This window comes from Staphylococcus gallinarum, from assembly GCF_000875895.1.
Classification (GTDB): Bacteria; Bacillota; Bacilli; order Staphylococcales; family Staphylococcaceae; genus Staphylococcus; species Staphylococcus gallinarum.
Genome location: NZ_JXCF01000153.1, coordinates 1 through 241, shown reverse-complemented (window position 1 = coordinate 241; position 241 = coordinate 1). Strand labels below are relative to the sequence as shown.

The 241-nt window shown below is 29.0% G+C and carries 1 pseudogene; it reads right to left on the bottom strand.

Annotation, left to right across the window (positions count from 1 at the left end):
- Positions 1-227 (bottom strand): annotated as a pseudogene (locus tag SH09_RS17130) (carbohydrate kinase family protein); the annotation flags it as partial.
- Between the last annotated feature and the right edge of the window lie 14 nt (positions 228-241).

Genomic DNA, 241 nt, shown 5'->3' with positions numbered 1-241 from the left:
ATTTGTTTAATTTTTTCATAGTCACTTTTAACATTCAAAGAGATATCCCAAAAAGCTTCAGCTTCTTTTTTGTTAATTATTAAATAGTCTATTCTTTTTAAATTCTTCGGGATGTTTTTCCCCTTCTCTATAGATGCTGGGATAACAGCTATAGGAACATTGCTACTCTTACATAACTGAATTAAATATTGAATACTATTCTCAGGAATATTAGAGTCTACAATCACACAATCTGCACATT